Source organism: Winogradskyella ouciana, from assembly GCF_965284585.1.
In the GTDB taxonomy this organism is placed as follows: domain Bacteria; phylum Bacteroidota; class Bacteroidia; order Flavobacteriales; family Flavobacteriaceae; genus Winogradskyella; species Winogradskyella ouciana.
Window position 1 is genome coordinate 1509029 of the sequence record NZ_OZ260095.1, and the last position, 25334, is coordinate 1534362.

Consider the following 25334-nt stretch of genomic DNA (forward strand, 5'->3'; position numbering starts at 1 on the left):
TTTTATCTAAAAATATTGAGCAAAAATAAGTCAAATTTTCTATTGGAATGTCTTATATTTATAATCTTTCACTCTTAAAAACTAACAAAACCAACTATAAATGGAGATAAGAAGTATTAATGCCATGCGAGGACCAAACTATTGGTCCGTAAGACGACATAAGCTAATTGTAATGGTTCTGGACTTGGGCGCTATGGAAGATTATCCATCTAACAAGGTGCCTGGTTTTTATGAGCGACTTACGGAAATGTTTCCAAGCATGCACTCCCATCGTTGTTCGGTTGGTGAGCCAGGTGGTTTTTTTCAGCGTGTAAAAGAAGGCACGTGGATGGGCCATATCATTGAACATATCGCTCTCGAAATTCAGACCCTTGCAGGTATGGATACAGGCTTTGGTCGTACAAGAGATTATGGCGAAAAAGGCGTTTATAATGTCGTATTTTCCTATATTGAAGAAAGCGTCGGTCGTTATGCCGCAAAAGTTTCTGTGGATATCTGTGAAGCCTTGATTAAAGGTGAGGATTATGATATGGAGGACGATATTCAGCACATGCGTGAGCTAAGGGAAAAAGAGCGTCTTGGACCAAGTACGGGCTCTATAGTTGAGGAAGCTGAATCTAGAGGTATTCCATGGATTAGACTTAATAAATATTCGCTTTGCCAATTGGGTTATGGAGCCAATCAAAAGCGAATTCAGGCAACGGTTACCAGTGAAACGAGTAGTATCGGTGTGGAATTGGCGTGTGATAAAGAGGATACGAAATATCTATTGGAGCAAGCTGAGGTCGAAGTACCTAAAGGAGACATTATCCGTCGCGAACGCAGTTTAGAGGAAGCATGTCGTTATGTGGGTTACCCTTTGGTTATAAAGCCCATTGATGGTAATCATGGTCGTGGTATTACGGTTAATATTAATAATTACGATGATGCGCTCGAAGCGTTTAGACAAGCAAAAGAAAGTTCGCGTAGCGGAGCCATTATAGTAGAGAAATTTATCACTGGAGACGATTATAGATTACTTGTTATAAATAATAAATTGGTTGCAGGTGCTATCCGTACTCCAGCTCATGTGGTTGGAAATGGAAAATCAACTGTACAAGAATTAATCGATGAAGTCAATAGAGATCCACGACGTGGTTATGGACATGAGAATGTGTTGACTCAAATCACGGTTAACGACCTTACCAAAACTATTATTAAGGATGCAGGCTATACCTTAGATTCTGTTTTAGCAGATGGTGAACGACTGATTCTAAAAGATACGGCCAATTTAAGTACTGGAGGTACTGCTGAAGATATTACTGATATTATCCATCCTGCGAATGTGAGTATGGCAGAGCGAATCTCAAAAATCATTGATTTAGATATTTGTGGTATTGATATTATGACCACCGATATTACCAAACCATTATCAGAAACTGGTGGTGCAGTGTTGGAGGTGAATGCTGGCCCAGGATTTAGAATGCATTTGGCACCAACAACAGGTTTACCTCGTAATGTGGCTGCTCCTGTTATAGATAAACTATTTCCAACGCAAGGCGATACTGGTCGTATCCCAATAATAGCAATTACAGGCACTAATGGTAAAACCACTACATCGCGATTAATTGCTCATATAGCTAAAATGAAAGGCTATCGTGTAGGTTATACCACGAGTGATGGTGTATATATTCAGAATAGACTTTTAATGACAGGTGATTGTACTGGTCCTGCTAGTGCAGAATTTGTTTTAAAGGATCCAACGGTCAACTTTGCGGTGTTGGAATGTGCTAGAGGTGGACTGTTAAGAGCTGGTCTTGGTTTTAAAAAGTGTGATGTTGGTATTGTAACAAACGTTGCTGCAGATCATTTAGGACTAAAAGGGATTCATACCATTGAGCAATTAGCCAAAGTTAAAGGGGTCATTCCTGAAACCGTTTTACCAGATGGTTATGCCATTTTAAATGCTGACGACGATTTGGTGTACGATATGAGGCGAAGTGTTGAGTGTAATGTAGCATTATTCTCAATGGATGAAAATAACCCAAGAATAAAAGCGCTACAACGCCTTAATGGTATTACTGCAGTTTATGAAAACGGTTATGTAACTATTTGTAGAGGAGAGTGGAAAATGCGCATCATGAGAGCGGAAAATATTCCGTTAACTTATGGCGGGAAGGCAAAATTTATGATTCAGAATGTGTTAGCTGGTATTTTAGCAGCACATGTTCAGGGTATCAGTATTGAAGATATGAAAGCAGGACTGGAAACTTTTATACCATCTGCTTCACAAACTCCCGGACGATTGAATTTATTTAAGTTCAATGACTTTAGTATTCTCTTGGATTATGCACATAATGCAGCAGGAATGCGAGCACTGCAAAAGTTTATAGATGAACTTGATGCAACGGTTAAAGTTGGGATCATAGCGGGAATTGGAGACAGACGTGTTGAAGACAATAATGAAATGGGATCTATAGCTGCTGAAATGTTTGATGAAATCATCATTCGTCAGGATAAACGTTTGCGAGGTAAAACAGAAGAAGAGTTGATTAAGATGTTGAATGATGGTATAAAGATGAAAGACCCTAACAAAAAAACAACCATTATCCCTTCTGAAAGTGAGGCCATAAAGTATGCGGTTAAAAATGCCGTAAAAGGATCTTTGATTATATTATGTAGTGATGTAATACCAGATGCATTAGATCTGGTTAAAGAACTGAAAGAGAAAGAAACGAAAGGCGAACTGCATTTAGTGGATTAATACAATTAAAAAAGCCGAAACAAAAGTTTCGGCTTTTTCGTTAGTTAATAGCATATTAATTAGCAAAGCTTAACAGTCTTAACTTTAATTTGAAGACTTTTTCTGTAAGCTTTAATACTTATGATCTCGTTACTTTTTTTGTGATTAATTCTAATCACTTTAGCCTTAATCTTAGCTGAAAGAGTAGTTTTCTTAGCTTCAGGCTTTTCAGCTTTAACAGTCTCAACAAGTTCAGTATCCATATTGCTAACAACATCTTGCTGAGCATATCCTGCTAGAGATAATGTTAAGAATAATAATATGAATAAACTTTTTTTCATGAGTGTTAAATTGTTTTGTTTTAACTTCGGTTCAAAGAAACGTTAGATATTTATTATGGGCGAAATTTTTGGACGAAACAAGGCGATAATTAGATAACTGACATTTGTTAGTCAAAAACATCGACGAAATGCATAAAGTGAGCTTAGAGCCCTTTAAAACTGTTGATCTTTAGGATAAAAAACCTTATGTTTTAGATGAAATACAGTGCCATACACAATATATCGATGAAATGCACAATTGCAAATCACTTTGACGGTAAACAACGAAAATGAAAGATTACAAAGACAATCCATATTTTGAATTGTTCTCAGCGCAAAAGAACAATCAATACAAAATAGCACAAAGCACTATTAAAGAGAGAAAAAGGAAACTCAATGCTTTGCAACATGCTATTGAGGTAACCTATAGAGAACAAATCAAAAAGGCTTTATATAAAGATTTAAAAAGACCTATTGTAGAATCAGACTTAGTAGCTGTCTATCTTATCATAAAAGAAATCAAACATGCTAAGTCTAATCTGCATCGTTGGTTAAAGAAACAAAAGGTGAAAACAGATATTGTACTATTAGGTACAAAGTCTTGGGTTAAGTACGAACCCAAGGGTGTTTGCCTTATTATGTCTCCTTGGAATTACCCTATAAATCTAACCTTTTCACCTCTTGTGGCGGCAATTTCTGCTGGAAATACTGTAATTATAAAGCCTTCTGAAATTTCATCGCATTGTTCTGAGCTAATGGCAACTATAGTAAAGGACTTATTTAATGAAGATGAGGTTGTATTAGTACAAGGAGATGTTGAGACAGCTCAAAATTTATTAAAACTTCCCTTTAATCATATCTTTTTTACAGGTTCAATACCTGTTGGAAAAATAGTAATGAAAGCTGCCGCAAAGCATTTAACTTCTGTAACTCTTGAACTTGGAGGGAAATCACCTGTTATAATAGATAAAAATGTTGATATAAAATTAGCAGCAAAAACGGTAGCTTGGTTAAAACACTTTAACTGCGGACAAACCTGTATCGCACCAGACTATGTATTTGTACAAGAGAAGATTTTAAATTCCTTTATAACCCATTATAAGCAATATCTAAATGAATTTTACGGTTTCGATACTTCAAAATCTAATAGTTACGGCAGAATCATTAGTAGTAAAAATTTCAATAGGCTTAAGTCTTATCTTGATGAAGCTAAAACTCACGGAGCTGAATTTATTATAGGAGGTGAGAATAATGAAGAAGACCTATTTATTGGTCCGGCTGTAATATCAAATTTAAAACAGGAGTCTCTTTTAATGAGCGAAGAGATTTTTGGACCAATTTTACCAATTAAAACCTATGATAATAAAGAAGAGATTATTGATTATCTTAAAGATAAGGATAAACCACTAGCGCTATACGTATACTCTAAGTCAAAATCTTTTACAAACTATATTATTGATAATACCAGAGCAGGAACAACATGCATTAATGCTAATGGAATTCAATTTTCTAATCATCATTTGCCATTTGGAGGTAGTAATAGTAGCGGTATTGGTAAAGCTCATGGATTTTATAGTTTTAAAGCTTTTTCTAATGAACGTGCTGTGTTAAAACGTTATGCGTCTGGACCAGTGACTTTACTTTTTCCACCTTATACTAGTTTGAAAGAAAAAATAGCTAGGCTAACTGTAAAGTGGTTTTAAACTTTATTGTAAAAATCGGACTGAATTTGCTCATTAACACCATCCTGAAATTTAGTCATGCTAAAATACTGATGAATGGAATAATGACCAGTTTCTCCTCGCTTGTTAACTGCAATATACCCAACCTGAAAGTCTTTATAATTACTATTAGGTTTATTGACGATTCTACCAATGGCTTCCTCACAGGCTTCTTGTGGAGATTTGCCTTGGCGCATCAGTTCTACCACTAAAAAGCTGCCAACTGTTTTAACCACTTCTTCGCCTAAACCTGTTGCCACACAAGCACCAATTTCGTTATCTACAAATAAACCAGAACCAATGATAGGTGAGTCACCAACACGGCCTCCCATTTTGTAAGCTAAGCCACTGGTGGTACATGCGCCAGAAATATCTCCATTTTTATCAATGGCAAGCATACCAATAGTATCATGGTTTTCAATATTGATAATAGGTTTGTATTTGGCTTCAACCTTCCATTTTTCCCAAGCTTCTTTTGAAGCTTCTGTCAACAAATTTTCTTCCTTAAAGCCATATGAAAGTGCAAATTGTTTGGCGCCTTCACCAGCCAGCATCACATGAGGTGTATCTTCCATAACCTTTCTGGCTACGGAAACTACATGTGTTATATTTTGAAGATAGACCACTGAGCCACAGTTACCGTGTTTATCCATAATGCAAGCATCTAGAGTAACATTTCCATCTCTGTCAGGTAAACCACCTTTGCCAACCGATTGTCCTTTTTCGTTGGCTTCCTCAATTCTACAACCTTGCTCAACAGCATCGAGCGCATTGCCACCTGCTTGCAAGACTTCCATGGCTTTGGCTGTAGCCTCTTTAACATCCCAAGTGGCAATAACTAATGGTAAACTTGCTTTTATGTTTGAAGCTGTAATAGATTTAATCTCTTTGGATTCGTTATCAATACAACCTACTAGAGTTGATCCAACTGCTAATCCTGCTCCGGATAATGCCGTATTTTTTATAAATTTTCTTCGTTTCATTTCATCCTGAATTTATTTCAGGATCTTTAAAATTTTAACCCTGAAGTTAATCGAATTTAATATTCCACACCTTGCTTGTCCAAAACGGTTTTCGTCCTAAACGCGTAAAACAACAAATAAACAAAACAGCCTACAGCAATCCAATACGATGATTGAATCGTAAACACATCAGCCAATTTTCCTTGTACAGGCGGAATGATAGCTCCACCGAGAATCATCATAATTAAAAACGCCGAACCTTGAGACGTATATTTTCCGAGACCTGCAATACTCAAGGTAAAGATACAAGGCCACATAATTGAACAGAATAAACCTCCAGATAAAAAGGCGAATAATGCTACGTTTCCAGATGAGAATAAGCCAATTAGCATAGCAATAACACCTAATAAACTGAATACTTTAAGTGTTTGCACGGGATTGTCCTTAGCGATAAAGAAACCGGCAATCTGTACTGCAATACAGATAGCAAAAAATAGAATTTCTTTACTTGAGAATTCATTGCCAGCAATGTAATTCACGGCAAGAATAACTCCAAATGCTACATAAGGTACCAAAATCAGCAATACTTTTTTCAAACCTTTACTTGGATTAAAAACCGTTATGGCGCCAACCCAACGGCCAATCATCAATCCGCCCCAATACATAGAAATATAAATACCAAGTTGCGAATCGTTCAATACAGGCAAGCCCAATAAGTTTGAGCCTGTTCCATCAACATCTTGTTTTAAGAGTTCGCCCAAATTACTGCCTATGGTCACTTCTACACCAACGTACATAAAAATCGCTAGCATGCCCAGGACCAATTGCGGATATTTCATCGCTCCCCAACCCGTGGCGTTTTTCTTGGCACTACTATTGGCTATAAAAACTGCGGCTATAACAGCAAAGAGTGCAACAAACAAAACAATCAATCTTGTCTCCTCTACGCTCTCGGTTGCTGCAGTACCTTCTGCGTAGGTGCTAAAGATGTAACCAAAGCAACCTACAATGATGAGAGTTAATATGATTAATAAATTTCGTGCTTTATTGGCTGGTTCAAATACTGTTTCCGATTTTAGAGCAGGCAACTTTTTTGAAAAGTAAAATAGGGCTGCTGCAACCAAAAACAACGCACCTACACCTAAATAAAGGCTTTGTACGGTTACCAATGAAATTTCGTTATTGGAAATCATAGTTGCTAATTCATCTGTACTCCAAGATGCGGAACCAAATATCACCAAGCTCACTACAATAGGTCCAATGGTTGTTCCGAATGAGTTGATGCCTCCAGCCAAATTTAAACGATGCGAACCTGTTTTAGGATCACCTAACGCAATGGCGAAGGGATTGGCTGCAGTTTGTTGTAAAGAGAAACCCAATGCCACAATAAAATAGGCTATTAGTACTAAATAAAACACATTTGTTTGGCCTTGCTCAGCACCAGCAGTTGCAGGATACATGACAAAGGCTCCAATTGCTGAAAGTAATAAACCATAGATAATCCCATTTTTATAGCCCCAATTATTCATAATGTCTTTTTTAATGGAACCAGACATAATGAATAGCAGTAAAGCGCCTATGTAGTATGCACCGTAAAATGCGAAATCCACTAGTTGCGACTGAAACTGGTCTATATTAAAATAGGTTTTACAAAACGGAATAAATACTCCATTAGAGGCTGCAATAAATCCCCAGAAAAAAAACACCGTCACTAAGGTTGCTAATGCAGATTTGTTGTTTTGATTGCTCATTATTTCTTAATTATTAGTTAGTTTCTAGTTCTTGACCGAATTGTATGCGATATCCATTATTATCATAAATGGCGAATTCTCGCATGCCGTATTCAAAATTTTCTAAAGGATAGCTAATATCCACTTTATCCTTTAGAATTTGCCAAATCACATCAATATCATCGACGTAAATATACAACCCACCTGTAAAGACTGTCTTCGGAAATTCATCTTTGTTAAAACGAGAGGATAACATAATTTCAACATCATCTTTTTTTATAAATGCCCAGTGGTTTTCTTCACGACTTACACATTTAAAATCCAAATAAGACTCATAAAACGCTATGGTCTCATCCATATTTTCAACTTCTAATGTGGGAACTAATGCGTTAAATGCCATAATTATCTAATCGAAATTTCATCCACAAAAATCCAGCTACGACCATCCATCGGGTAACCCAAATGCCATTCGGGTAGCTCGCCTAATTTCTTAGCAATGATTTTTACGTATTTATATTCTGTCTTTGGAATTTTAAATTCTACAGTTTTAATTTCAAGTTCACAATTTTGTTTTGAGGCATCAATTTTTTGAGTTGTTAGAGCGGTATAATTTTTACCATCTTTTGAAACCAGACATTGTACTTCAGTAGGATAAAATATCCATGCGCCTTGGTCTTGTAGAAAGTTAACACTAACAGTAGAAATTTCTTTTTGAGAACCTAAATCTACAGTCGCCACCAGATCGGTATCATGATAACCTTGCCAACTACCTGTTCTATAATTTTTCGTACTTCTAATGCCATCAATCAGTGCATCATTGCCTCCAGCGGAATATTGATTGGCAAACTCACTTTCTAAAGTAATGCTGAGGTTTGGGTCAATTTTGTAAAAGGGTGTTGTTAAGACCGGACTTTTTAAATCGCCTTTTTCTGAATACAACTTTACTTTTGCCTCTTCTGAAATTTTAAATGGTTCTTTATAAATTTTGAACTCCTCATCATTTACAGCGTAGTAGATTTTTGCATCTTGTTCTGAAGTATTTAAAACCACTTCAGTTTCACCTCGAAATGTAATGTCCCCTTTTTCAATATATGGCGATGGTAAGATGAGATGTTCGGTAATTTCCGTTTTTGGCTCTTGGCCTTCTCGGCTTCCCCATACTGCTGGATTGTCCGTCATTTTAAATTCCAATGTACCACCATTCATTATTTCCTCATGCATAATGTAGGTTCGGTCTAGATTTTTTCCATTCAAATACACATATTCAACGTATTTGTTGATATCGCTCACATTTTTAGCAGTAATGTTGAATTGCTTCTCGTTTTCAAGGTTAATCGTGGCTTTGTCAAAAAGAGGCGTGCCAATGATGTATTCGTTACTACCAGGTGTTACCGAATAAAATCCCATTGAACTCAACACATACCATGCACTCATTTGCCCGCAATCTTCATTTCCAGAAACTCCATCAGGATCATTTTTATATAATTCAGTTAAAATCTGATGGACTCTTTCTTGTGTTTTGTGAGGTTTATTTACAAAATTGTAGAGGTAAGCCATATGATGACTAGGCTCGTTTCCATGTGCATATTGCCCAATTAAACCTGTGATATCGGACTGGTCTCTACCCGAAGTTTCTGTCTTTGCCGAAAACAATTCGTCTAATTGTGCTTCCAATTCATCTTTGCCACCCAAAAGATTTATAAATCCTGAAACATCTTGAGGCACATAAAAACTGTATTGCCACGAATTAGCTTCGGTATAATTAAAGTTCACCTCATAAGGGTCAAAAGGGGCAAACCATGTATTCCTAAAACGACCTCGCATAAATTTAGTTTCTGGGTCAAACACATTTTTGTAATACTGCGCACGTTGAATGTAGGTTTTATAATCTTCAGTTTTGCCCATGTCTTTTGCCATTTGCGCAATGGTCCAATCGTCATAGGCATATTCCAAAGTTTTGGAAACGGATTCACTTTCTTCATCTACAGGTATAAAACCATATGTTTTATAGGCTTCTAACCCAAATTTATCGCGTGTCGCCGAATGTTTCATCGCCTCAAAAGCTTTTTCAACATCATAATCTCTGATGCTTTTTAAATATGCATCTGCGACCACAGGCACAGCATGATAGCCAATCATACAATCGGTATAATTGCCGGCCAAATCCCACATTGGCATAATGCCACCTTCATCATATTTCGCTAAAAATGTATTGATAAAATGGTTGGTTCTTTCTTGTTCAATTATGGTGTAAAGTGGATGTGCAGCTCTGTAAGTGTCCCAAAGTGAAAAGACCGTGTAGTAGTCAAAATCGGCATTATGAATTTCTAGGTCCATGCCTCTGTAACGACCATCCACATCTTGATAACGATTTGGTGCGAGCATGGTGTGATAGAGTGCTGTGTAAAAATTGGTTTTCTTGTCTAAATCATTCGACTCGATTACAATTTTTTCAAGTTGGGTTTCCCAATAGTCTTGGGCTTCCTTTTTAACGGTTTCAAAATCTTTGTTTCCGATTTCTGCTTCTAAATTTTTACGAGCACCTTCAATATCAACAGCAGAAATACCAACTTTAATATAAACAGGTTCATTGTCGAGATTCTTAAATTTTAGTGACGATCGTCTTGCGCCAGGCATTCCGGTTTTTGGAGGTGATTGTAATAGGTCATCAAACGGATGCGATGTTTTTATAGCAAAGAATAAGCGTTGGTCTTTTGCCCAAGCTTCGGAGTGTCTGTAACCCACTATTTCAGTATTTGAGATCTTTTTAATTTTTGCATCCAAGACCTTATCGCGATGCATCAAATCTAGAATCACAAATTGATTTTCAGCAGAAGGAAATTGGTATTTATGTATTCCGCTGCGCAACGATACTGTTAATTCTACATCAATATTTGTTGAGTCTAAATGCACTTTATAGTAACCTGGTTCTGCAAATTCATTATCATGACTAAAGTGCGCACGATACCCTTTTTTACCATCTGTACCATTGTTAAAATTGGTTTCGTTTGTTGGCATTAAAAGCACATCACCATAATCGCTAATACCTGTTCCGCTAAGATGTGTATGCGAAAAACCGTAAATATATTCGTCTGTGTAATGGTAGCCAGAGCAACCATCCCAACCTTCCAAACGAGTATCTGGACTTAGTTGCATCATACCAAAAGGCAGCGTTGCTCCAGGATATGTGTGTCCGTGACCTCCAGTTCCGATGAATGTGTTGACGTAATTTATGAGCGGTTGGTCTTTTTCGGCTGATGGAGTTTCTATTGTTTTTTCGCAACTAAAAAAGAGAGCGATGGCAACGAAAGCCGAAATAAGTTTAGGATTCTTCAAAAGATTGCTAATTTTAATGCAACTAATATACTAAAATGCATTTCAAGAAAATTGCCTTCGTTTTACTTTTATCAGTCTTCATTTTTGGTTGTGTTGAAAATGAAGTTGAAACAGCCAAGGCATTGCTAATTCCTGCACCTGTAAATCAAGAATTTAGAGATGGTCAGTTTGTGTTGTCTTCTGAAACAACTATCCATTTTGAAGATGAATTTAGTGTTGCTGGAAATTTTCTAACAGAATTTCTAAAACCAGGATTGAAAAGAGCAAAGGGAGTCGAAAACAGAATTAATTTTGTAAAGGATTCCACCATTTCAAATCCTGAAGGTTACACGATTGAAGTCAATCCAATACATATAGAAATTAATGCTGCCACTGCTCAGGGCGCATTTTATGCAGTACAAAGTTTAAGACAGTTGCTTCCAGTTGGTTTAGAAACTGGCAAACTTTCCCCTTTTGGGAAGATGTCCGCAGGACAAAAGGGGATCGCTATTTCAGCAACTATAATAAGGGATTATCCACAATTTCAATATAGAGGCATGCACCTGGATGTGTCTCGGCATATGTTCTCAGTTGAATTTATTAAAAAATATATCGATGCCTTGGCTATGTTAAAAATGAACACCTTTCACTGGCACCTAACAGACGACCAAGGCTGGCGAATTGAGATTAAAAAATATCCAAAATTACAGCGAGTTGCTGCTTACAGAGATGAAACGCTGATTGGTCATTATAGCGATCAACCACATCAATTTGACGGAAAAAAATACGGCGGATTTTACACCCAAGACGAAATTAAGGATATTGTCGCTTATGCTAAAAAACGTTTTGTAACGGTAATCCCAGAAATTGAAATGCCAGGCCATGCACAAGCAGCCATTGCAGCTTATCCTGAGTTAGGCTGTACAGGTGAGCAAATTGAAGTTGCCACAAAATGGGGCGTTTTTGAGGACATTTATTGTCCGAATGAAAAGACGTTCACTTTTCTGGAAGACGTTTTGGATGAAGTTTTAGAATTGTTTCCGAGTACATACATTCATATTGGTGGTGACGAAGCGCCAAAAACACGTTGGAAAAATTGTGAACATTGTCAAGCGTTAATTAAAACAGAAGGCCTAAAAGACGAACACGAATTACAAAGTTATTTCATTACTAAAATGGAAACATATTTGAATTCCAAAGGCCGACAAATCATCGGTTGGGATGAAATTTTGGAAGGTGGTCTTGCACCAAATGCTACAGTAATGTCATGGAGAGGTACGAGTGGAGCGGTAGAAGCAGCAAAAGCTGGGCACAATGTCGTCATGACACCAACATCACATTGTTATTTCGATTATTACCAATCTGAGAATGAAGACGAACCTTTGGCCATTGGTGGTTTTTTACCATTGGAAAAAGTGTATGGATTTAATCCCATTCCGGAAGAATTAACAGAAGAAGAATCAAAATATGTGTTAGGTGCGCAAGGCAATGTTTGGACAGAATATATGCCAACCGAAGACCAGGTGGAGTATATGGCTTTCCCAAGAATACTTGCCATGAGCGAGGTCGTTTGGTCAAAACCCGAAAATAAAAACTACGTGGATTTTGTATCACGATTAGAGACGTTTCACAAGCGATTGGACGCTTTGGATATTAATTATGCTAATCATTTGTATGAGATTGAAGGTACTTCGACAAGCTCAGCAACCAATACCTTTTATGAGTTAGAAACGTTTACAGAAGGAAAAACCATTCATTATACTTTGGATGGCAGTGAGCCCGATTTAAAATCCATGGACTACGAATCCAAAATTCCAATTACAGAAAGCACTATCATTAAGGCAGCCGTTTTTAAAGAGAAAAAACAACTCGGAAAAACATTCAGTCAAAACATTAATTTTCATAAAGCTGTGGGAGCAAAAATCACCATTGATAAAGAACCGCATAAAGCGTATTCTGGTAGTGGTGCAGAAGGTCTGATTAATGGTATTAGCGGAAGTGATTCGCGTTATGGAGATAAAGAGTGGTTAGGATTTTGGGGAGAGGATATAGAGATTACGATTGATTTGGGCAAAGAAATGGAAGTCAATTCTATTGAAACACGATTTTATAATGGCAATGGTCAATGGATTTATGCGCCAAAAGAATTTGAATTTGGATTTCAAAATCATGGTTTAGACTCTAAAGCTGAAATCCCTATTTTGGATAAAAAAATTATACCAATAAAAATTAAAGCTGATGTAATTAGTCGATACATTTATTTTAAAATTCCAAATTACGGTACAATCCCAGAAGGAAAACAAGGTGCTGGTAATAAAGCATGGACGTTTATTGATGAGATAATTGTGAATTGATACGTCAGTTCGAATGCCACACCAAAACCGTGGTGTATCGAGAACATTTAGAATTGCTTCTCGATACAATTCCGATAAAAATCGGAATCACTCGAAGTGACGAGACGATTGTCATTCCTGCGAAGGCAGGAATCCACTTTGAAATTTATAATAATTAGATTCCTGCCTTCGCAGGAATGACAGTAAAAACATGAAACTAGAAATCTGCGCCAACTCATACCAATCGGCAAAAAATGCTCAAAAAGCAGGAGCGCATCGCATAGAACTATGTCAGGAATTGAGTGTTGGAGGAATCACACCATCTTATGGATTATTAAAACAAGTCATAGAACATTTTAACATTCCGGTATTTGTGTTGATTCGGCCTAGAGGAGGAAACTTTATGTATTCAAAAGATGAATTTGAAATCATGAAACATGATATTGAGGTATGCAAGGAATTAGGTTGCGCAGGAATGGTGTCGGGTGTTTTAAAAGACGATAAAAACATTGATATTGAAAGAACAAAAGAATTGGTAGAACTGTCTAAACCATTGGAGTTTACGTTTCATCGTGCCTTTGATGAGGTTAAAAATCCGAAAGTAGCCCTAGAGCGTCTTATAGAACTAGGAGTACATCGTGTGCTGACTTCTGGTCAACAAAAAACTGCTGAGGAAGGGCTGGAATTGCTAAAGGAACTCAACGACATCGCAAACGGAAGAATCACAATTTTAGCAGGAGGTGGCGTTAATTCTCAAAATGCACTTAAATTTAAACAAGCTGGTTTAAAGGAATTTCATGCGTCAGCTTCAACGATTATAGAACGAGGAAATTCTATGTTTTCTGCACACTTAACCGTTTCAGACCCTCAAAAAATTAAAGCCATTTTAGATGCGATATAGCTTTATTTTATTGATTCTAATTTGCTTTGGCTGTCAACCAAAACACGATGTGCCAGTAACAATTGAGCTTAATAACAATTGGCAATTCAAAAAAACAACAGATTCGGTATGGCATTCTGCAACCGTTCTTGGAAATGTGTTTTCAGATTTATTAGACCACGACCTTATTGAAGACCCATTCATTGGCAATAACGAAGAAAAAGTGCAGTGGGTTTCCGAAGCCGATTGGGAATACAAAACCATATTTTCTATCGAAGAGGAAACACTTGAAAAGGAAAAAATTGAACTCAATTTTGAAGGTCTTGACACCTATGCTTCAGTATATTTAAATGACAGCCTAATCCTAAAAGCGAACAATGCTTTTCGAGAATGGAAAGTTGATGTCAAGCAATTCTTAAATGAACAAAATGAACTTCGAATTCTGTTTGAAAACACTTCAAAATTCGAAGAAGTTGAGAAAGAAAAGCTGCCCTATGAGTTACCCGAAGGCAATCGCATTTTTACCCGAAAGGCACAATTCCAATACGGTTGGGATTGGGGACCGAAACTGAATACGAGTGGAATTTGGCGACCTATTAAAATGGTGGCTTGGAATGATTTTAGAATTCGAAATATTGAGGTTATTCAAAATGTGTTGAATGATTCAATTGCTCGACTAGAGAGTCATATGGATTATGAGGGTTTTGATCAAGAGAATCTCTTTGCAGATTACTATCTGAATGGTGACTTAATAGGTACACACGACTTAGAAATGACTAAAAATTTCGGATTATTTTTCAATTTTGAAATTAAAAATCCAAGACTATGGTGGCCACACAATCTAGGTGAACCTTATTTATATAATATAAAAGTTATCGTTAAAGACGATAAAAAAATTCTAGATAGCATATCGGTAAAAAAGGGTTTAAGAACTATTGAACTAATAACTGAAAAAGACAGCATCGGTGAATCCTTTTATTTCAAAGTTAATGATGTGCCAGTATATGCCAAAGGTGCCAATTACATTCCGCAACACAGTTTTCAAAATAAAGTCAAGGACGACGATTATGAGAAATTGTTGAATGATGTCGTGGATGCCAATATGAATATGCTCAGAGTTTGGGGAGGAGGCATTTATGAAAATGATGTGTTTTATGACTTATGTGACGAAAAGGGTATCCTCGTTTGGCAAGATTTTATGTTTGCTTGTGCCATGTATCCTGGCGATGATAATTTTTTGGAGAATGTACAACAAGAAGCGAGTGACAATGTCAAAAGACTAAGAAATCACGCGTCAATTGCGTTATGGTGTGGCAATAACGAAAACTCAGAAGGTTGGCATCGTTGGGGCTGGCAAGCCAATAGAAGTGAAGCTGAAAAAGAAGAGATTTGGAACAATTATTTAAAGGTCTTTGATTCTATTCTACCAAATACGGTTTCGCAATTAACCGATACGGATTATTGGGAAAGTTCACCAAAATACGGCCGAGGCAATCCTAAATACAAAACCGAAGGCGATGCACACGATTGGTGGATTTGGCATGATGGCTACCCCTTTGAACATCTCGATGAAAACGTTCCTCGTTTTATGAGCGAGTTTGGGTTTCAGTCGTTTCCAAGTTATGAAACGATACGATATATTAATCAAAGTGATTCAATTGAAATTAATTCTGATAGTTTCAAAAATCATCAAAAACATTCTAGAGGATTTCAGATTATTGAAGAGTACATGCAACGCGATTTTCCTGTGCCTGAAAACCCAGAGGATTATGTGTATATGAGTCAGCTGTTGCAAGCCTACGGCATTACAAAAGGCATTGAAGCGCAACGTAGAGCAAAGCCTTATAACATGGGAACATTATATTGGCAGCTCAACGATTGTTGGCCAGCAATCTCTTGGAGCAGTATAGATTTTTTAGGGAATTGGAAAGCTTTACATTATAAAGCTAAACGAAGTTTTGAGAATGTTTTGATTTCTTCTACTATAGAGAAACATATATTAAGAACATTTGCAGCTAATGATACATTAAGTAACGTACCCTTAAATTTAGAATTTAAAATTATTGATTTTGAAGGCAACATTATTTGGAATGATACAGTTACTGATATTTTAAATTCAAATGAGAGTAAACTTATTTTTGCTTTGAACTTAAATGATTTAGACTTTGACAGAAGTAGTGCTGTACTAGTAATATCTAAAGACGAAAAAAAATGGCTGCACTACTTCTCAAAACCAAAGGATTTAAAACTAAAAGAGGGAGAAATTCTAAAGAAAATCACAAAAACTGATGATGGTTTTAATATTGAACTTTCAAGTAAAACGCTTCAAAAAGATGTATTTCTCTACACTAAGACCAATGGCCATTTCTCAGATAATTTTTTCGATTTGTTGCCTAATCAACCAAAAACTATTGAATTTTCTACACAAGAAAATGAATCAGTCAATTTCAATATTAAATGCATTAATAACTTAATAAGATAGTTTGTATTTTAACCCCTTAAATTTACGGTACAGTTATGCTACGTTGGATATTACTTTTTATCCTTATTTTTCTACTCGATTTTTATGCCTTTCAGGTCGTCCGAACTTTGACAAAAAGTTCTTGGATTTATCTGATTTATTGGGTGCTATCTATATTGGTAGTCGGCAATTTTACCTATTACTATTATAATTTTGTTCGAGGCGAGAGCTTTACGCATGGACATGGTTATGCGGTGGCGTTTTTGATTATGCTTTTTCTGCCCAAAGCTTTTATGTTGCTGTTTATGCTTGGTGAAGATTTGGTGAGAGGTGTTTCCTATGGCATTCAAAAACTTTCTGGTAATGAAGTTCATTTTAAAGGAAGAAGGGAGTTTGTATCTAAGTTGGCACTCGGTGTTGCTGCAATTCCTTTTGCGTCTTTTCTTCATGGGATTACAAGAGGTAAATACAACTTTCAAGTGATCAAACACCAACTGTTTTTTGAGGATCTTCCAGACGCTTTCGATGGCTATACCATTACTCAAATCAGTGACATTCATTCAGGTAGTTTAGAAAGTAAAAGTGAGATAGCAGAAGGGATTGATTTGGTCAATCGACAAAACAGTGATCTCGTACTATTTACTGGTGATATAGTGAATAGCAAAGCCGAGGAAATGACAGGTTGGTTGTCTGTCTTTGATAAATTTGAAGCTAAAGACGGTAAATTTTCAGTACTGGGAAATCACGATTATGGGTATTATGCTTATGGCGGAGATATTGAGCTCAACCGACATAATCAAATGAAGATGGAAGAGGTGCATAAGCGCATAGGTTTTGATTTGCTATTGAACGAAAGCCGACGAATTGAAAAAAATGGACAGCACATTAATATTCTGGGCGTAGAAAATTGGGGAGCTTCTCGTCATTTCCCAAAACGTGGAAGCCTAAAGGAAGCGACTAAAACTATTGGAGAAAACGAGTTTAATATTCTGATGAGTCATGATCCTTCGCACTTTGATTACAAAAAAATGGAATTAAATACGGATGACATCAATAATCACGACATTGTTATAGACGAAACCAATGTCATTAATTTTGAAAAAGACATTCAATTAACGCTTGCAGGTCACACACATGGAATGCAGTTTGGTATAGAATTACCTGCATTAGGCATTAAGTGGAGTCCGGTAAAATACCGTTATCCAAAATGGGCTGGTTTGTATAAGGTAGCTGGGAAATATTTGTATGTTAACAGAGGGTTTGGTTATCTAGCTTTTCCTGGTAGAGTAGGTATCTGGCCAGAAATAACCGTGATAGAGCTTAAAAAGGGTAAAAAAGAAGCGTAATTGACAACAATTGCTTATTTTTATGTTGTTGATAATAAACTTACTGAGATTTACTATTAAAAATTTATGTAGGTTTGTGATACACGTTTGACTAAAATAATAACTTATGTCAAAATTTGGGGAATTAATAGATGTCGATATTCCGGTACTATTAGACTTCTACACAGAATCGAACGATCAATCTGTTGCTATGCATCCGGTACTTAGAGATGTTGCAGCCGCTCTAGGCGATAAAGCGAAAGTCATTAAAATTGATGTAGATAAAAACAAAGAGTTAGCAGAAGCACTTCGTGTTAAAGGTTTACCAACATTGATTATCTATAAGGACGGTGAAATGAAATGGCGTCATAGTGGTGAAAAAGATGCAGATACTTTGATAGGTATTATTCAAGAATATGCTTAGACAAAGCTTTAAACTCATAACCTTTTTTACTGTAGTATTCCAAAACTTTAGGCAAGGTATATTTTAGATTTCGTGATGCCTTAATACTATCGTGAAAAACGATGATGCTCCCTTCCGTTGCTGCTGATGTTACATTTTTGAAACAGGTATCCTCACTTACAGATTTATCCCAATCATAAGAAAGTACATCCCAAAGTATAACCCGATATCCTAACTCCAGTAATTTTTTGCTTTGTTTGTTTTTAAACTTACCATAGGGAGGTCTAAAAAGATTGCTGATTGCTGATTGCCGATTACCGAATTTAGAATTTAACAAAAACTGAGTTTTCTCAACATCTTCAACATAATCTTTGGTTTTATGCTTCCAACCCTTAAGGTGATTATAAGTGTGGTTGCCAACCGTGTGACCTTTGGATATTATATTTTGAAAAATTTCGGGATGTTTTTCAATATTAGTACCAATACAAAAGAAAGTTGCTTTAGCACTATATTCATCTAAAACATTGAGTACCCAATTGGTGATTTCTGGAGTAGGGCCATCATCAAACGTGAGATAGAGTTCTTTGTTTTCGGTATTAATATTCCAGACAAAATTTGGAAATAATGTTTTAACAAACTCTGGTGTCTTAGCTGGAATGATTTGCATCGTTTTTATTCTTCGGGTGCTAAAGAATCAGGTATAGAATCGTTTAGAATACTATTGATATCTATATCTTCTCTAGGCTCGGGTTCTTCTTCAGGTGATCCCATAAATTTATCCAGTAAACTCAAATAACTATTGAAGGTTTTGGTTTCTTCTAAAGCAAAATCCTTATCGTTATAGATTACCAATATATCCACTAAAGCTCTGTATCGCTGAATATCTAGATATACATCATCTATTAATCGTATTTGGTCATCTTCATCCAAACCACTGAAATACATAATGTTTTCCTGATAGATTTTAGCCACATCTTTATAAAGTGCTCGTCCTTTTTCAACATTACCAATTTCGTAATAAGCACTGATGTATGGCTCTAAAAGCGAATGGAAACCAAATTTATCCACAGGCATTTTTTCCATGGCCAGATCGGCAATTTCTTCAGCTTTATCTAATTTATCTTCATTGATAAGTGCTTCCATTAAACGCGCTAAATTGCCTCTGTAGGTAATTCCATTACGTCTTGTTTCTATATCGTGATAAATCTCTTCTCCACTTCCGCCCCAATTCCATTGTTTCACCATGTCATACATTAAATCTGGGTCTACACGTCCCATATCATAAGGGTTAGCTCTATCTACAGGTGTTTTTATTGGTACGAGTTTATAGCACATACCATCTAGCTGCAAATAATCTTTTAACCATATATAATCATCTGCTCCAAAAGCTCCACCAGTAAAGTAGATTGGTCGTTCCCAGTTGTTGTTGGCAAGAATATCTAGCATCAACAATCTATTTTTGTAGATATAACTGCCTTCAATTTCAGCATACAGAGTGTCTTCAATTTTATCTGCATCTTTCGGTTTTACAATGCCATTTTTAAGTACTTGTTCTTTGTTAACAGGAATACTAATATGCCTAGTTGGGAAGTAATTTGTGTTTAACAAGTGGCTAGGATATTGTCTAGGGTCTTCACCTTGTCTTTCAACCACATACTTAAATTTTGTTGTAGGTTTTTCACTAGACACAAAGTCCATAAAATCTTTAATTGGTAGAGTGTCATTTGTGATTTCTCGTCTTATGATAACATCTCTGGTTCCACCTCTATATTGATTATGCGTTAATTGTGAAGGGATAGGGTCACTCTCATAAGCTTGGCGTTTCATTTGGTCGATGTACCAATCCGTTTGAAATAAACTCGTATTCACCACTCTAACATCCGTCCTCACACCTTCAATTTCTTGGAGATACCATAATGGGAACGAATCGTTATCACCTATAGTAAAGAGTATGGCATTTGGAGCACAAGATTCTAGGTATTTACGTGCCATGGCATTGGCTGTGTATTTTCCTGAACGGTCATGATCATCCCAGTTATTAGCTGCTAAAACGCCAGGAACTATAATAATGCAGAGTACAGTAATTGCAGGAGCCAATAATTTTGACTTAATACTAGACTTTAATAAATCATAGATTGCATAGACTCCAAAGCCAATCCAAATAGCAAATACATAAAACGAACCGACTACAGAATAGTCACGCTCACGAGGCTCAAAAGGTCTTACGTTGGTATAGAACTGAATCGCAATACCAGTTAACAGGAAAAACACCAGTAGCACCCAAAAACGTTTGGCATCTGTGTACATTAAAAAGAAAAATCCAATAAGACCGAGTATAAGTGGTAAGAAATAATAAGTGTTTCTGGCTTTATTTTCTAAAACTTCAGTCGGTAAATTATCTTGTGATACTCCTAAGTGTATTTCGTCTATGAATTTTATTCCTGAGATCCAATTACCATTAAAGTCGTCATATTTTCCTTGAATATCGTTTTGTCGTCCTGTGAAATTCCACATAAAATAACGCCAGTACATATATCCGAATTGATACTGAAACATATAAGCTATGTTGTCAAAAAAGGACGGTTTTTCAATAATTAAATATTGCTGTCCATAACGTCTTAAAAACTGATCGTAGTCTTCATAGTCAACTTCACCTTTTGCGATTCGCATTCTAAAATCATTAACCACTTGGTCAAAACGTCTTTTTTCTTGAACAGAATATTGCCCTGCCTCCTCCTCTGAGAGTCCATAACTGAGTGCTTCGTTATAAGCTCGTGTTTGTAAATTCGGGTCGACTTTAAAGTCAATCAGACCTGTAAACATCATGTAGTTTTCAGCATGTTCGCTACTCCACATTCTTGGTAATATTGAAGCATGCTCATGGTTGTAATTCTGTTTACTGCCTTCCCAATCGTTTATAATCACATATTTACCGAGTTTTTCGTCGCGCTCATAATTCTTTTTGTCATCCACAAATGGTTCATCTTCATCGGCACCAGAGTAGATTTCTGTAAACTGAGGGCCATAAAATAAATGGGTTTCAGGATACTGTTCTAGGTTATAGTATGCTAAAAGCTCCCTAGCATCCGAAGGGTCGTTTTCGTTAATAATTACGTTGGCGTTAGCTCTAATCGGTAACATCATCCATGATGAAAAACCAATGAAAATAAACATGAGACAAAGCACCAAGGTATTGGCATGTATCATGCCTTTTTTTCGTGTATAATTCAAGCCAAAGTAAAACAGGGCAATTACCAATAAGCCTGTGATGATGGTACCAGAATTAAACGGTAACCCTATTGAATTCACAAAGAATACTTCTAGATTTCCAAATAACTGTAAGGTTGAGGGCAATAACAATTTGAATATAAAAAGCAAAATTGCCGCAGAAGCTACGTTTGCAATAATAAAATTCTTAACCGTTATGGTCTTGTAATTCTTAAAATAGTAGATAAGCCCAATTGCCGGAATGGTCAATAAACCCATAAAGTGAACACCAAATGACAAGCCAATAACAAAAGCAATTAAAATAAGCCAACGATTACCTCTTGGCTTATGCATGTCTTGTTCCCAGCGTAAAGCGAGATAAAACATTACAGCCATAATTAAGGTTGCCATGGCGTAAACTTCAGTTTCAACCGCGTTAAACCAAAAAGAATCCGTAAATGTAAAGGCCAAACTACCAACCAGTGCACTTCCTAAGATAGCCATTGCTTTGCTTGAGCTAGAATCTTTATCATATTTAACAAGCTTAACGAGCAGCAAACTAATGGTCCAGAACATAAATAGAATAGTAAAGGCACTTGCTGTGGCACTCATCATATTCATTATCATACCAATTTGCGAAGGCTCTAAAGCAAACATTGAGAAAAACGCTCCCATCATCTGAAACAATGGTGCTCCTGGTGGGTGACCAACTTGTAATTTAGATGAGGTTAAAATATACTCACCTGCGTCCCAAAAACTTACTGTTGGTTCTATGGTTAAGGCGTATACTACAAATGCGACTGCAAATACAAACCATGCTAAGATGGTATTCCACTTTTTAAAGTTAAAATCTGTCATTGAAAACCTTGCTTATTGATGCTGGCGAATTTACTAATTATTATAGTAATGCCTACGTTTTTAAGTTAACGTTAAGTAATTTCAATTATTTTTCTTCTTTTTTTTTGCCCAAGACAAACTTTGTTTTAAATTTGCACCCTCAATTTAAGAGATTGGCCTATGGTGTAACTGGCAACACGTCTGGTTTTGGTCCAGAAGAGTCTAGGTTCGAGCCCTAGTAGGCCAACGATATTTAATCCCGAACATTAATTTGTTTGGGATTTTTTCTTAACAGGAAATTATAATGGGGCGAGAAGCCTGTGCTGAGCGCAGTCGAAGTAAGCCCTAGTAGGCCAACAAATAAAAATCCTAATCGCAATCGATTAGGATTTTTTGTTTAAGTGAATTTATTTAGAGGACTATATTTTAAAAGTAATAACTGGTCGCTTGGCATGGTTAACTAAATCCTCGCTTATACTGCTGTTAAAGAAGTGCGCTATACCTTGGCGTCCATGTGTACTGATGCCAATAAGATCTGCATCAATTTCTGCTGAGAAATTCAAAATACCTTGTTCTACACTGGTATCGTTATGTACGTTAATGGTGTAATTTTCAAAAGTTTGACCTGAAATAAAGTCATTTATCCTTGTCCTAGACTCGTATGTTGTAATAAAATTATTCGCGGTATTTACTAAAAGTAAATGGATTTTAGCTCCAAACAATTCTGCAAACTTAACGGCCTGCTCGTAGGTTTTTTTGTTATCGTTTTTAAAATCAGATGCAAACACAAAATTTCGAATGCTAAAACTCGCATGGTGGTTTTTAATCACAAGCACTGGCACATCAGAAGAACGCACCACTTTCTCGGCATTAGAGCCAATAAACATTTCCTTAAGCCCAGACGCTCCATGAGAACCCATAACAATTAAGTCTATATCAAATTCTTTACAGGCTTCTTTAATTTCATTAAAAGAAATATCTGCTTTAACGGTTTCATGAACGGTAATGCCCTCCAGAAAATCACTTTCCATTAATTCTTCAAATTGTTTGTGGGCTAATTTCATAAAGAATAGGGCCTCTGGAATATCGCTTCTAACAGCTCCAGGATCTATATGCTGCATGGGTATTTCCATCATGTGCAATAGGTAAATGTCAGCGTTGTATCTTCGGGCTAGCATTGCTGCAACTTTTAATGCGTTTTCAGCTTGCTCAGAAAAATCGGTAGGGACTAGTATTCTGTTCATTATGTTTTTGGTTTATGTTGGTATCTTAAATTTACAAAAATAATTCCACTTAGCGATGCTTTGAAAAATCAATATAAATATTGTATATTTGCATCGTTATTTACGGAAATAAATACGCGAGAGGACGAAAAGTCCTCTCTTTTTATATTTAAAAATGTTTAAGAGTACAGTTGAAGACTTATTGCAAAATGCCTTAAAGGAAAGACAAGATCTGTTCTTAATAGATTTTAATGTGTCTACTGACAACGCGATTAAAGTCGTAATAGATGGAGATAAAGGAGTACTGGTTGAGGATTGTATGTTCATTAGCCGTGCCATAGAGCATAATTTAGATAGAGAAGAGCACGATTTCTCTTTAGAGGTTTTATCATCTGGTGCAGCGACACCTTTGGTTTTGCCGAGACAGTATAAAAAGCATATTGGGCGTAACTTAGAAGTTAAGACCAATGATGGTGAAAATATAGAAGGTCAGTTGACCGAAGCTGACGACAAAGGCGTGGTTTTAAAGTGGAAAACTAGAGAACCAAAGCCCGTAGGTAAAGGAAAGGTAACTGTAACAAAAGAAGCTAATGTTGCCTTTAGCGATATTAAAGAAGCAAAAGTTAAAATAAAATTTTAATTCATATCAATTATGGAGAATGTAGCATTAATTGAATCATTTTCAGAGTTTAAGGATGATAAGTTAATAGACAGAGTTACGCTGATGGCGATTCTAGAGGATGTGTTGCGTAATGCATTGAAGAAGAAGTATGGTGATGATGATAATTTTGACATTATTATAAATCCAGATAAAGGGGATTTAGAAATATGGAGAAATCGTATTGTAGTGGCAGATGGCGAGGTTGAAGAACCAAACCAAGAAATTGAATTGTCCGAAGCACAAAAAATTGAACCAGATTTTGAAGTTGGTGAAGATGTGGCTGAAGAAGTGAAACTAATTGATTTAGGTAGACGTTCAATTTTAGCATTAAGACAAAATCTTATTTCTAAGATTCACGAGCATGATAATACAAACATATATAAGCACTTTAAGGAATTAGAAGGAGAGATTTATACGGCTGAAGTGCATCATATTCGTCACAGAGCTATCATCCTTTTAGATGATGATGGTAATGAAATCATCCTTCCAAAGGATAGACAAATACCTTCAGATTTCTTTAGAAAAGGAGAAAATGTAAGAGGAATTATTGAAAGTGTAGAGTTAAAAGGAAGTAAGCCCGCAATTATAATGTCCAGAACATCTCCATTGTTTTTAGAGAAGTTATTTGAGCAAGAAATCCCAGAAGTATTTGATGGTTTAATTACGGTTAAAAAAGTAGTTCGTATTCCTGGTGAAAAAGCAAAAGTGGCTGTAGATTCTTATGATGATAGAATCGATCCTGTTGGAGCTTGTGTAGGTATGAAAGGATCTCGAATTCATGGTATCGTTCGCGAATTGGGTAATGAAAACATTGATGTTATCAACTATACCAATAACATTCAGTTGTTTGTAACGAGAGCATTGAGTCCTGCGCGTGTAACGTCTCTAAAATTAGATGAAGAAAACATGCGAGCAGAGGTGTTATTGAAACCAGAAGAAGTTTCTAAAGCCATTGGTAGAGGTGGTCATAACATTCGTTTAGCAGGTCAATTAACAGGTTACGAAATTGATGTATTTAGAGAAGGGGCAGAAGAAGATGTAGAATTAAAAGAATTCTCAGATGAAATCGAAGGATGGATTATCAGTGAGTTCAGCAAAGCTGGTTTAGACACCGCAAAAAGTATTCTAGAGCAAGACGTTGTTGATTTAGTGAAACGTACTGATTTAGAGGAAGAAACAATATTAGATGTCATTAGAATTCTTAAAGAAGAATTTGAAGACTAATAGCAGTTTA

The 25334-nt window shown here is 36.3% G+C and carries 18 protein-coding genes and 1 tRNA gene; 11 read left to right on the forward strand and 8 right to left on the reverse strand.

Annotated elements, in window-relative coordinates:
* Positions 1–100 precede the first annotated feature (100 nt).
* Entirely contained in the window at positions 101–2743 is a 2643-nt protein-coding gene (gene cphA / locus ACQ65V_RS06645) for a cyanophycin synthetase (protein WP_430467330.1), read from the forward strand.
* Positions 2744–2802: 59 nt separating this feature from the next.
* Here the strand turns inward: cphA and ACQ65V_RS06650 are convergent, their stop codons facing one another.
* A complete protein-coding gene (locus tag ACQ65V_RS06650; RefSeq protein WP_430467331.1) occupies positions 2803–3063 on the reverse strand; it encodes a hypothetical protein in 261 nt (86 codons plus the stop codon).
* Between the two features lie 269 nt (positions 3064–3332).
* Here ACQ65V_RS06650 and ACQ65V_RS06655 point away from each other — a divergent pair, with 269 nt between their 5' ends.
* The gene (locus ACQ65V_RS06655; protein WP_430467332.1) at positions 3333–4745 is read left to right on the forward strand and encodes an aldehyde dehydrogenase family protein; all 1413 of its coding nucleotides are present in this window, start codon (positions 3333–3335) and stop codon (positions 4743–4745) included.
* On the opposite strand, the gene ACQ65V_RS06660 is transcribed toward ACQ65V_RS06655, so the two are convergent.
* Genes ACQ65V_RS06660 through ACQ65V_RS06675 form a run of 4 tightly spaced genes read right to left on the reverse strand, consistent with a single transcriptional unit; the run spans position 4742 to position 10791 of the window.
* Positions 4742–5746, reverse strand: coding sequence for a N(4)-(beta-N-acetylglucosaminyl)-L-asparaginase (locus tag ACQ65V_RS06660; RefSeq protein WP_430467333.1), 1005 nt, complete (start codon positions 5744–5746; stop codon positions 4742–4744). The two genes, ACQ65V_RS06655 and ACQ65V_RS06660, sit on opposite strands and share 4 nt — an antisense overlap.
* Positions 5747–5802: 56 nt before the next feature.
* Positions 5803–7476 carry an MFS transporter gene (locus tag ACQ65V_RS06665; protein ID WP_430467334.1) on the reverse strand — a complete coding sequence of 558 codons (1674 nt, stop codon included), beginning with the start codon at positions 7474–7476 and terminating at the stop codon, positions 5803–5805.
* Between the two features lie 13 nt (positions 7477–7489).
* Positions 7490–7855, reverse strand: a complete 366-nt coding sequence (locus ACQ65V_RS06670; RefSeq protein ID WP_155088733.1) for a VOC family protein — start codon at positions 7853–7855, stop codon at positions 7490–7492.
* Positions 7856–7857: 2 nt separating this feature from the next.
* Complete coding sequence (locus ACQ65V_RS06675; protein ID WP_430467335.1) at positions 7858–10791, reverse strand: GH92 family glycosyl hydrolase; 2934 nt, start codon at positions 10789–10791, stop codon at positions 7858–7860.
* Between the two features lie 35 nt (positions 10792–10826).
* Between ACQ65V_RS06675 and ACQ65V_RS06680 the strand changes: the two genes are divergently transcribed.
* The 6 genes from ACQ65V_RS06680 (at position 10827) to ACQ65V_RS06705 (ending at position 18193) form a co-directional block, all read left to right on the forward strand.
* The gene (locus tag ACQ65V_RS06680) at positions 10827–13124 is read left to right on the forward strand and encodes a beta-N-acetylhexosaminidase (RefSeq protein WP_430467336.1); all 2298 of its coding nucleotides are present in this window, start codon (positions 10827–10829) and stop codon (positions 13122–13124) included.
* Positions 13121–13282 (forward strand): hypothetical protein, encoded by a 162-nt coding sequence (locus tag ACQ65V_RS06685; protein WP_430467337.1) that lies wholly within the window; start codon positions 13121–13123, stop codon positions 13280–13282. The genes ACQ65V_RS06680 and ACQ65V_RS06685 overlap by 4 nt, the downstream gene beginning before the upstream one ends.
* Before the next feature lie 32 nt (positions 13283–13314).
* A complete protein-coding gene (locus ACQ65V_RS06690) occupies positions 13315–14004 on the forward strand; it encodes a copper homeostasis protein CutC (RefSeq protein WP_430467338.1) in 690 nt (229 codons plus the stop codon).
* Positions 13994–16465, forward strand: coding sequence for a beta-mannosidase (locus ACQ65V_RS06695; protein WP_430467339.1), 2472 nt, complete (start codon positions 13994–13996; stop codon positions 16463–16465). Before ACQ65V_RS06690 ends, ACQ65V_RS06695 begins: the two co-directional genes overlap by 11 nt.
* Before the next feature lie 107 nt (positions 16466–16572).
* Entirely contained in the window at positions 16573–17790 is a 1218-nt protein-coding gene (locus tag ACQ65V_RS06700; RefSeq protein ID WP_430467340.1) for a metallophosphoesterase, read from the forward strand.
* A gap of 106 nt (positions 17791–17896) precedes the next feature.
* A complete protein-coding gene (locus tag ACQ65V_RS06705) occupies positions 17897–18193 on the forward strand; it encodes a thioredoxin family protein (protein WP_155088725.1) in 297 nt (98 codons plus the stop codon).
* Here ACQ65V_RS06705 and ACQ65V_RS06710 read toward each other — a convergent pair.
* Together ACQ65V_RS06710 and ACQ65V_RS06715 are read right to left on the reverse strand one after the other, a co-directional pair.
* A complete protein-coding gene (locus ACQ65V_RS06710) occupies positions 18174–18839 on the reverse strand; it encodes a polysaccharide deacetylase family protein (protein WP_430467341.1) in 666 nt (221 codons plus the stop codon). The two genes, ACQ65V_RS06705 and ACQ65V_RS06710, sit on opposite strands and share 20 nt — an antisense overlap.
* A 5-nt stretch (positions 18840–18844) precedes the next feature.
* Positions 18845–22237, reverse strand: coding sequence for a protein O-mannosyl-transferase family (locus tag ACQ65V_RS06715; protein WP_430467342.1), 3393 nt, complete (start codon positions 22235–22237; stop codon positions 18845–18847).
* A 153-nt stretch (positions 22238–22390) separates the two neighbouring features.
* On the opposite strand from ACQ65V_RS06715, the gene ACQ65V_RS06720 reads away from it, so the two are divergent.
* A tRNA-Gln gene (locus tag ACQ65V_RS06720) sits at positions 22391–22463 on the forward strand.
* 172 nt (positions 22464–22635) lie between these two features.
* Here ACQ65V_RS06720 and ACQ65V_RS06725 read toward each other — a convergent pair.
* Positions 22636–23460 carry a universal stress protein gene (locus tag ACQ65V_RS06725; RefSeq protein ID WP_155088720.1) on the reverse strand — a complete coding sequence of 275 codons (825 nt, stop codon included), beginning with the start codon at positions 23458–23460 and terminating at the stop codon, positions 22636–22638.
* A 154-nt stretch (positions 23461–23614) separates the two neighbouring features.
* Here ACQ65V_RS06725 and rimP point away from each other — a divergent pair, with 154 nt between their 5' ends.
* Entirely contained in the window at positions 23615–24079 is a 465-nt protein-coding gene (gene rimP / locus ACQ65V_RS06730; protein WP_430467343.1) for a ribosome assembly cofactor RimP, read from the forward strand.
* 12 nt (positions 24080–24091) lie between these two features.
* On the forward strand, positions 24092–25324 hold the full coding sequence (nusA, locus tag ACQ65V_RS06735) for a transcription termination factor NusA (RefSeq protein WP_155088716.1): 1233 nt from the start codon (positions 24092–24094) through the stop codon (positions 25322–25324).
* Positions 25325–25334 lie beyond the last annotated feature (10 nt).